General features: G+C 40.7%; 2 protein-coding genes. Both read left to right on the forward strand.

Annotation, left to right across the window (positions count from 1 at the left end; translation table 11 throughout):
* The first annotated feature begins 9 nt into the window (after positions 1 to 9).
* Positions 10 to 5,709 (forward strand): MBG domain-containing protein, encoded by a 5,700-nt coding sequence (locus tag G631_RS0115095; RefSeq protein ID WP_026490157.1) that lies wholly within the window; start codon positions 10 to 12, stop codon positions 5,707 to 5,709.
* A gap of 327 nt (positions 5,710 to 6,036) precedes the next feature.
* On the forward strand, positions 6,037 to 10,888 hold a 4,852-nt coding region (locus G631_RS0115100), incomplete at its 3' end, for an InlB B-repeat-containing protein (RefSeq protein WP_026490158.1).

A 10,888-nucleotide genomic window follows, 5' to 3' on the forward strand; every position in this document is an offset into this window, starting at 1 on the left:
AGAGATAAGATGTTGAAGAAATGTAACAAAGCACTGTCAATTCTTTTGGCATTTGCGCTAGTCTTTACCATGCTTGGTAGCGACTTTGCAAGTGTAAGAGCCTTTGCCGAAGAGGGTGAAGAGCCGACTTTGCAGGTGGAAAGCGCAGAGCCAGCAACTGAAACTGTGGAAGAGCCACAGGAGCAGCAACCTGAGGAAGTTCAGGAAGAAGTTCCTGAAGAACCAGAGAAGTCAGAACCAGAGGTACAGCCTGAGGTTACTGACGAAGCTGCCACTTTAGCAGATGTTGCAGGAGATGATGCAGCAGCTACAGGTGGATCAGCGACAGAAGAAAAAACATCAGAAGAAGCAGCAACTGAAGGTTCTACAGGAGAAGCAGCAGTAGAAGCTACGTCAGAGACATCAGTTGAAGCTGCTACAGAAGCTTCTTCTGAGGAAAACAAAGAGGAAGTAAAAGAAAATCTGGTAACTGTTAGTTACAGATCTACAAAAGGCGGAAGTGTTTCTAATAAAGAAGAAACAATAAACCTTAATGATGAATCTGCTAAATTTGTTGGTGCAACAGCAGCTGCCTGGAACGATGAGTATACATTCGTGAACTGGACCGACGCAGAAGGTAATGTAGTTTGCGAAGAAGCTACTTTTGTTCCTGCAGATGTTAAAGCAGACGCTACCTTCACAGCCAACTTTAAGGCAGTAGAAAATATTGAAGAAAAGATGCCTGCTATTATCGCTGATGGCGTCCATGAGGGCGGCATGATCGTATCTGTAAATGCTGAGGAAGGTCTTTTCCCGGCTGGTACAGAACTTAAGATCAGCGCAGTTCCCGAAGATGATGCCCTTGCTACAGCAAGAGGAGAGCTTGGCGATAAGGTATCAGCAGCCAAGGGCGTTGACATTTCTTTTGTATTCGAAGGAAATGTTATTCAGCCTGCAGATAGCAAATATGTTCATGTAACCCTTGCACTAGAAGACACAACTGAATTTGAAAATGTCAGCGTTCTTCATGATCATGAAGGAAATGTTGAAACCCTTGATGCAAATGTAAGTACAAATGCAGAAGGCAACGTTGACGCTGTATCTTTTGACGCAAATCAGTTCTCGATCTTCATTATTGCAGAAGAAGATGATCCTTCTGCATCAGAGAAAAAGGTTGTAGAATTCAGATTCTATGATAATAGAGAAATGACAGGCGAACCATTCAACGTTCAGCTTGTTAAAAATGGCGACTCTCTTTCAAATCCGGGTGTTCCGCTTTCTATATCTAATGCGGAAAATCAGGTGTTTATCAAGTGGGAAACAGAGGAAGGAGAAGATGTTAAATACGAGACCATCTCCGGAATCACCGCAGAAACACCTGATGTTGTAAATATTATTCCGGTAATACAGACAACATATTATATCCAGTACCATGGACTGGATGATGAGATAGCTTTAGTAAAAGACTATGTCCTCACGGACGAAAGTCCAGAAGAAGATAAGTATGTAAATACTGTTGATGAGTACTATCTGAAAGCTGATAGCGGCAATGCTTTCGATGGCTGGTCTACATCTAATGCGACTCCTAAGGGAACAAGACCATACGTACAGGACAACGGAACCAAGAACTATGCAGATGTAACCAAGCCAGAGAACAGAAATCTCTATGCTGTTATTGTAGAAGCATACTGGATCCACTTTGAAGGAAACGGATCAGGTGCTTCCTATGTAGAGCCTACATATCTTGTAAAGGGTGATACCCTTTCTAAGGTAAAAGATATTACGGCAACCCGTGACGGCTACGAATTTGCAGGATGGTCTCTTACAGCAAACGGCGAAGCTATGACAGAAGCTGAACTTGCATCTCTTAAGATTGAGGAGATTGAGCAGGTTGATGCTGAGAAAGTTCTCAGACTCTATGCTGTATGGACTCCTGAGGGTAAGACCACTGTAAGCGTAGTATTCTGGCAGCAGAAGATCACAGATTCCTGGGATACAGAAGAAGCAAAACGAACCTATGATTATAAGGACAGCTATGTAATAAAGGACGTTGATACTGGAACAGAGATTACAGATGCATTCCTAAATGAAAAATTATCAGTAAATTACAAGACTCATGGCGACGAGGGCTTTGAGTACAGGACATATACAGTTTTTGATACTCACACTGATAGTGAGACTACAGTAGCTGAGCCTCGTGGCAATACTGTTGTAAATGTGTATTATGACCGAAAGGTTATGACAATTACATTTACCAGATATGGCATACCTGCTTCTCAGTACTATGAGACAGTAGAGGATAACCCTGGAACACAGTACTATGGAACAGATGATGGTGGTGAAAGCTTCTTTAAAATCTCTAAGAAGACTACTACAACATACTCATTTACATATAATAGTCAGCCATATACCGGTACTGTATACGAGTATAGAAGCAGAAGATATAGAGAAATAAAAGATTATTCAAGAAACATTACCTATTATGGGTATATTGACGGTGGTTACAGAGTTATAAATAGAAATGTGAATACAGAAACTAGCTGGGTTGGGCCTAGTGGAGATGTTTATACAGGTGCCAGATATAAAACAGTAGCTGGCGCTGCAAATGAGTGGTATGTTGTAGAGGAAATAAAAGGCCTTTATGGCCAGACTCTTTTAGATGCCGGATACACATGGCCAACAAGTGCAGACTGGTATAATGGTCATAATAATTCAGGAACAGGAACAGGAACACATACTACTTTCCTTGATGCATTTCTTGAGACTATAACATTCTATGGAAATGATGTTGAGGGTGGAAGTGTTCATGTAGGATTCCACAAACAAAATGTTGGTGAAGAAAACGGATATACTCAGGCTAATGAGACTAATGTACCATGGAATTCTAATTTCCATCTGACCAATAAGTACAATGGATTTGAACTCTATCAATATGATCATGGTAGTGGCAGACGTAATGCTACTCTTAATACTACTATCTCGATAAATGGTACAGCACTTGAGATATATTATAAGAGACTTAGCTATGACCTTCAGTTTATTGACGTAGATCCTACAGATAATACAGAGCAGAATGCTATTGATGCTATAAAAGTCCAATACGAAGCTCCATTAGCTTCTTATGCATCACAGACAAATCCTAAGACACATGAAGGATACATCTTTGACGGATGGTATGAAGACAAGACTGGTACTGTTCCATTTAATTTCAGCTCCAAGATGCCTGCAAGTAACAAGGCGGTATATGGAATTTGGAAACCTGTTCAGTATAAGGTTACATTGAAAGCAAATGGCGGTGAGTTCGTGCCTCAGTCAGGATGGAATCCTGATGAAGATTTTGATACCGATGGTAATCCATTCTTCTATGTAGACCCAGATACAGAGATTCTTGAATCTGGTATAGTAGGGCTCTTTGAGAAAGAAGGTTATACCTTTACAGGTTACTACTATGACGATGAAGATCCAGATGCAGGAAAAACATTCCTCTATGGAAAGATTCATCGAGACATAATATTAAAGGCTGATTGGCGTAGGCTTGAAGCTGTTAAGGTAATATTTGATGCAGCTCCTACAGATGCACCATACGGCGAATTTGACGATGGAACAACACATTCAGATGGATTTGACTATGCAAGCAATTCTGAATTTGTAATGGCAGCGCCTCCTACAAAGGTAAACGAAGAGTATATCTTTATGGGATGGAAGTTCCATAAGGGAACAGATACAGATACTTATGTTCCTAATGCAAAAGCCAAGATCAAAGACGAAGCAATCTCGGATGCCAATACAGTAGTATTGGATGCTGTTTATGAGAAGAAAAGCGAGAATCCATCAACAGAAAAGACATTTATCATTTATGATCCAGGTCAGCAGGCAGAGACTGCAGTTCTTGACTATTCACCTGCATCAGACAAAGAAACAATAGTAGGAAAGCAGGTTAAGATTTCGGAACTTAAACGAAATGAAAAGGTTACAGCCCTTGGAGAAATCTATTCAGCAGATGGCTGGAAGATGGTTTCCTGGAATACAATGCCAGATGGATCCGGACTTGAAATTGAGCTTGATAAGCCATTTATAGCAGCAGATAACCTTGATAACCCTGCAGAAACAAATAGTAAGGCCAATACACTTTATGCACAGTGGGAGCAGGAAACTACATATACAATAACTATCAGAGTATCTACTGAAGGATCAGAGGTTGAGCGTCCATATAATGGAAACGAGCAGATACTGGAAATAAAAGGATCTGAAGAACCACTTGCTTATACCATTACAGTAACATCAGATCCCGAAGACGTAGTAGATGGACTTACATCAAGCGATGTTGTTCCAGTGCGTGATGAAGAAGGCAATTCTCTAATAAAGGTAAGTGGAACAAATGTTGGAAGATATCCAATAACTCTTACAGAGGACATGTTCACAATAACCCGTGAAATTGATGGCGATATTATCTGGGATGTGAGCGGAGAGATTGTCCTGGTTATCACTCCTCGTAAAGTTAAGATTGATGTAGCAGGAAATAAAGCCAATGTAGAATTTAATGGCAGTAAGCAGTTTGTAGATGGTCTCGAAAAAGCCGAAGCAGGTGTGGTAGAAGAACTTGAAGGTGATGCTGAGAATCTCTTTAGTTGGGATAAGATAACCTTTGATGATACAAATGCACACGCAGAAGGTATATTACCAGCCACCTATAACATGGGTCTTAAGTTTGCAATGTTTACAGTCGAGGATGATAATTTTGAGCTTGACGAGGAAGAATCCAGTGTAGAGGATGGAGAGCTTAGGATTTATTCAGAGATGGGAGTAACTCTGTATATCAAATCAGATGATGTAACATCTCCATATAACGGCGAACCACAGACCTTCAATATGCCAGTTAAAATTTCCTCAGTGCCACTTCCGCCTGTAATTGAACCTAGATCAGCAACAATCCCACAACGTATGTACAGCATGTTCAAGAGGTTGTTTGGTATTGTAGCTATGGCGGGCGATTTCGATACAACATTTAGTATCGGTACTGAAACTTACGAGGTTGAAAACATCAAGGCTACTGCTACAAGAAAAGATGTTGGAAAAGAACCGTTTAAACTGGCAGATGGATACGCAATCTATCATGGTCAGGGTGAAGACAGGGTAGATGTAACAGAGCTCTTCGTATTATCAGAGAACGAAGAGAATAAACTTGGAACGCTTTCTATTACACAAGTTCATGTAATTATCAATGTAGATGATAAGACTAAGACTGTAGGTGCTAGCGATCCTGAGTTTACATCAACTATCACAGGTCTTCAGGGTACAGATACGATTGACCTCACCTATGAAAGAGATCCAGGCGAAACAGTTGGTGCCCAGTATCAGATCAGAACAAAAGAGAATAAGGATGACCTTGAAACGAAGTATACAAATTATACCTTCGAGACCAATCCTGGAATCCTTACAATCACAGAGAGCACAACGCCTCCTGGACCACCTACACCTCCACCACCAGGACCTCCAACACCACCTACTCCTCCGGATGTTCCTACAACTACACCTCCAGCACCAGCTCAGGCAGTTCTCGGAGCAAGACGTGAGGAAACTAGTGGACAGGCAGTACTCGGAGCAAGAAGAGCAAGAACAGAAGATACAACCAATGATGCATCAAGAGTCCTTGTAATCCTTGTATCAGTAGCTGCTACAGTAGCACTTCTCTTTGCAGGGAAAAAGAAAGAGGAGAATGAAGAAAACTGATTTGAAATAAAAAATCAGTGATTAGTATATTTAGTTAATAGATAACGGGAAACTACAATATGTGGTTTCTCGTTATTTTTTGGTTATAAGCTTAAGAAAAAATTTATAATATAAACTTAATTAAGTCTGTAAATACAGTGAAATAAAGTTTATAATTATAACAAGAAATTGTGAAAAAAAGTTCACAAATTCTGCAAAATATGATAGGGTTTATGATTGCTCGTTTTTTATAATACAAAATATAGGAAACAAGTCTTCTAATCCATATTGCAGAAAACAGAATCCATTCGATTTCAAAAATATTTTCTAACGGAGGGAGAGATAGAGATGTTGAAGAAATGGAACAGATTGCTGGCAGTTATTTTAGCTTTTGCATTGGTAACAACTACATTTGGTAGTGATATTGCCAGTACAAGAGCTTTCGCTGTTGAAAGCGAAGAGGAACTTGCACAGCTGGAAAATGAAATTCAGACTGCTGAATGGGAGCAGATTCCACAGGAAGGAGAAGAGCCAGTTCAGGAAGAACAGTCTCAAGAAGAGACTGTACCTGAAGAAGTTACTGAAGTAACTGATCAGGCTGCTGAAGAGTCTGGCGCTGCAGGGGAAGATGCAGCGACGACGGAGGCAACAACGGCAGCAGAGGCCACAACTGAAAGTTCTACAGAAGAAGTGGCGACAGATGCTTCTACTGAGAGTTCCTCAGAAGATGCTGCAACTAATGCAAGCTCAGAGGAAGTAGTTGAAGAGGCAGCTACAGCTGCAACTTCAGAAGCAGTCGTAGAAGAAAAACTTGTAACAGTAAGATACAAGGCTACCAAGGGTGGTAGAGTTTCTTCTAATAAAGAGACTGTTGATATTAATGACAAGGATTCCAAGTTTGAGGGCTCAACAGCCACAGCCTGGAATGATAAATATACATTTGTAGACTGGACTGATGCGGATGGTAATCAGGTATCTACAGATGCTACTTTCGTGCCTTCAGGAATTGAAGAGGATGCAGAATTCACAGCTAACTTTGTAGCTGCCGAAGATATCTCTGAGACAATGCCTTCAATAGAGGCAAATGAAGTGCACGCAGGCGGCCTTATCGTTTCTGTTCAGGCTGAGGAAGGTCTTTTCCCAGCTGGTACAGAATTAAAGATCAGCGCAATCTCTGATGAGCAGGCCGTTGCTACTGCAGAAGAGACTCTTGGAAAAGAAGTAAATAAAGCAAAGGGCGTTGACATTTCTTTCGTATTTGAAGGAAATGAGATTCAGCCTGCAAATAATAAGTATGTTCACGTAAAACTTGATATCGAAGAGACAATCGCTACAGAAAATCTTACAGTTCTTCATGATCATGGTGATGATGTTGAAAAGATTGATGCCAGCGTAAGTTCTAATTCTCAGGGTAATGCTGAGGCAGTTGAATTTGATTCTAACCAGTTCTCAGTATTTATCGTAGTAGAAGAGGGAACGGATGCCAGATTAGCTGTTAAGTTTATGAACGGCAATGCTGAGATTGTTACTCTTAATGTAAAAGAGAACGATCTTAATCCGGGATCTGGTGAAACAGCAAGCCATTTCAATGATATTATCTACGATCCAGGTGTTGGGAATCTTGGAGACGGCGTCATGTTCAGAGGCTGGACAACAGATGCCGCTTATACAACTTCAACACCAGCATTGACTATTGATGATATCCGTGAGCAGATCAGAGCAAAGTTAAATAATGGTGTCACTGAAGGTGATGAACTGATATATTACGCAATGCTGTTTAAGGCATACACAGTATCCTATATTGACGACCTCGGTGCATCTTTAGGATCAAGTGAGGTGCTGTTCCGCGCAGACGCCCCAGCAGAGTACCAGAAATATACCATTGATATGCAGTTCACGCCTGCCGATAACGAGCATAAGTTTGAAGGCTGGCTTGTTAGCCAAGGAAAAGATGTAGTTAAAGGATATACAGAAGGTAAAAGCTATCCAGTTGATACAGAAATCGAGATAAAGGGTAACGTTATCCTTTCGGTTGATTTGCCAGCTGGCCACTGGTTGGTTTTCAATGAAAACGGAAAAGGTGCTACTTATAATGCACCACAGTTTGTAAAATCCGGTTTTACAACAGAGCCACCATGCGATGACTCAGAGATGGTTCGCAATGGCTATACATTTGGTGGCTGGTATTATGGAACTGAGGTTAAGGATGATGATGGAAATGTAACAGTCGAACTCGGACAGGAGTTCGAGTTTGGTGGTACACTTTCTGACCTGACAACTATCTATGCGAAGTGGATATCAAAAAATGATGCAGAATATACAATTCTGATTTGGAGACAGAACCTTGCCGGAAATGGCTATGATTTTGAGGAATCCATACAGCTTACCGGTAGAGTTGGTTCAACAGTAAATACTGTAGTAACTCATGGGTCTGGAAATGATGCCTATATAACAATAACTGGTGTTACAGGTCAAAAGCGTTATGAAGGATTCCATTTCGTAAGTAATGACCAGGCACAAAAGAAAATTGCTCCTGAGGGAAACACCGTAGTAAATGTATATTTCGATAGAAATCAGCATACATTAAAATTCCAGGTTCCAGGACAATCATATGAGGAAGTGACTGGTGATAATGATGATAATCCTGATAAATATGGATATTATAATGGTAGATATGTAAGAGTCTATTATCATGAAGGTGCGTTTTATAGAACGCGTACAGGCAGTTGGATTTTTGGATATAATTATTCCAACAGATATGATGGCCCAATTTACATTGCTTCAAGTTACACGACTGTTAAGGTAATAACAGCCCTTTTTGGACAGTCCATTAGTGACCAGTTCCCTATAGTTGGAACAAATGGTGTTACTTATACTGCAGCAAGATGGGACCCACAGAGTAACACACCATATAATGAAGTTTTGTCATATATTGATATTATGCCCGATGCGGATGTTACATTCCACATAGATAATGGTGGACCGGGCGCTGATAATTACAAAACAATTACTTACTATGTGGAAGCACTTCCAGGCACAACAGAAACTACTTACTCTTACAATGGAAAGACCTATGTTATTTACAAATCCTTACAGTGTAATTATTATTTCTTCACTCAGGCCGAAGATTATTTAGAGCTTCCAGGATTTGAAAAAGCTGGTTATTCACCAAGTAACGCGTGGGGCAGTGGCGGAGCAGCAAATGTTAGCTGCTACTATACCCGTAAGATGTATACCATCAACTTTATGGATGGTTCCTACTATGATGGTAATGATAATAGGATTACTTCTGAGGTAAGTTCTGGACAGATACACGAAGAGCCAAATATTTCATATCAGGCAAATGTATCTTCATTTAACAACTACAAACCTTCAAATACTCCGGCAGGATACGTTTTTGAAGGATGGTATGTAGACGATGCTTGTACATCAAAGTATGAATTCGACAAGATGCCTAAGGATGGTATCACAGTCTACGCTAGGTGGCGTCAGATACAGTACCGTGTATTCCTCCATTCTATGGCAGATGGAGATAATACTCTTGATTGGGGTTCTGCTACACAGCAAACAAACTTCCGTGTTTCTTACGGTGGAAAGGTAAGTACTCCTTCAGGAAGAAGAAATGGATATGAGTTTGCGGGTTGGAGTACAGATCCTGAAGGAAAGAATGGATTTAACAAAGATGCATTTGTTCTAAATGATCAAACAGTTACTGCAGAATATGATAAGACCAAAGATTTTACTGATCCATCAGATAAGTGGGGCAATGCTAATGCAACAACTAACTCTGATATAACAGGAAATAATGGTGAAGACCGCTTCTGGATCACCAGAAAACTTGACCTTTACGCAAATTGGCGTGAGACTACTACAGGAGCTAAGGGTATAGGTCTCATATATGACGCAAATGGTGGAAGCCCAGCACCTACTGATACAAATCTATATGCTGATAAAGCAATGGCATCTGCAGGCGCTGCACCTACAACAACACCGGCTATAACAGAGAACGGAAATACTTATGAGTCACGTTTCTCACACTGGGTAGTACAGAAGTGGGATTCTGCTCAGAGTAAGTTTGTAGATACAACTACAACAGTCCTTCCTGGCGCTACTTTTAAGGTTTTAAAGGCAGATGCGCGAGTGGAAGATGCACCAGGTATGACAAATGGTGTGCCTAATAAGACTTATACTGTTCGGCTTCGTGCAGAATATGTAAAGGTTGAGAAACCAGTTCCGACACACATCACATTCTATAATAACTATGATGGCGGAGTATATGCGTCATATGACCCATTAGAAGTAAACAAGGAAGTTCCTATTTACGGATTAGGAGAGGGTGAGACTATTCCATCTAGAAAGGGATATAAATTCCTTGGATGGGCAAGAGAAGTAGAAGTTGTAGATGGCGAAGTACAAACAACTACAGAGTCTGAAACTCTTTGGATTGGTTATGATGCAGAAAGAGGCTATTATGATCCAGCAGCAAACAATAAGAGTGTACAGAAGGTAGCAGCTGATGAGAAACAGCCATACCATGCACTATATGCTGTATGGGAAAAGCTTCCAACTTATACAGTAACCTACGAGATCACGGGAGATGCGCATGGTGCAGTAGCTCCTACAGATGAAGATGAATATCTGGAAGGCGATACAGTTCAGGTTCTTTCTGTAGAGACTATTCCAGCTGGCTATACATTTGAGGGATGGACATCTGATGATATTGAAGGAACTATCAGCGATACATTTGAGATGCCAGCCAAGAATGTAAAATTAGTGGGTTATTTTAAGGCAAGAGAAGATGTAGAGTACACAGTAGAGCATTACTTCCAGACACTTGAAGATGAAGAAGTATATGAGATTGATAGCACATATACAACGACAGGAAACAAAGGAACAACAGATACAGAACTGAGCGCAGAAACTCTTGCAGGACTTGTAAAGACAGTAGACGGATTTGAATACGTCGAAGGCGGAAACAGATACTTTGCAGGAGAGGATGAACTTGATGCAGCAATAGTACAGGGAGATGGAAGTCTTGTAGTAAAGCTGTACTATAACAGAAAGAGCTTCAAGGTAACCTACAGCTACACAAATGATCCAGTACCAGCAGGAGCAACAGTCCTTCCAGAAGAGGCAGAGTACAAGTACGGAGAGACAGTAACTCTTGCAGTAGATGCAACAGCACCTGGTTATAATTTTA

The organism is Butyrivibrio sp. XBB1001, from assembly GCF_000424505.1.
Classification (GTDB): domain Bacteria; phylum Bacillota; class Clostridia; order Lachnospirales; family Lachnospiraceae; genus Butyrivibrio.

What these genes read in the sequence shown, in the direction of transcription:
- G631_RS0115095 (WP_026490157.1), top strand. Translation starts at nt 10, where the DNA reads ATGTTGAAGAAATGTAACAAAGCACTGTCAATTCTTTTGGCATTTGCG.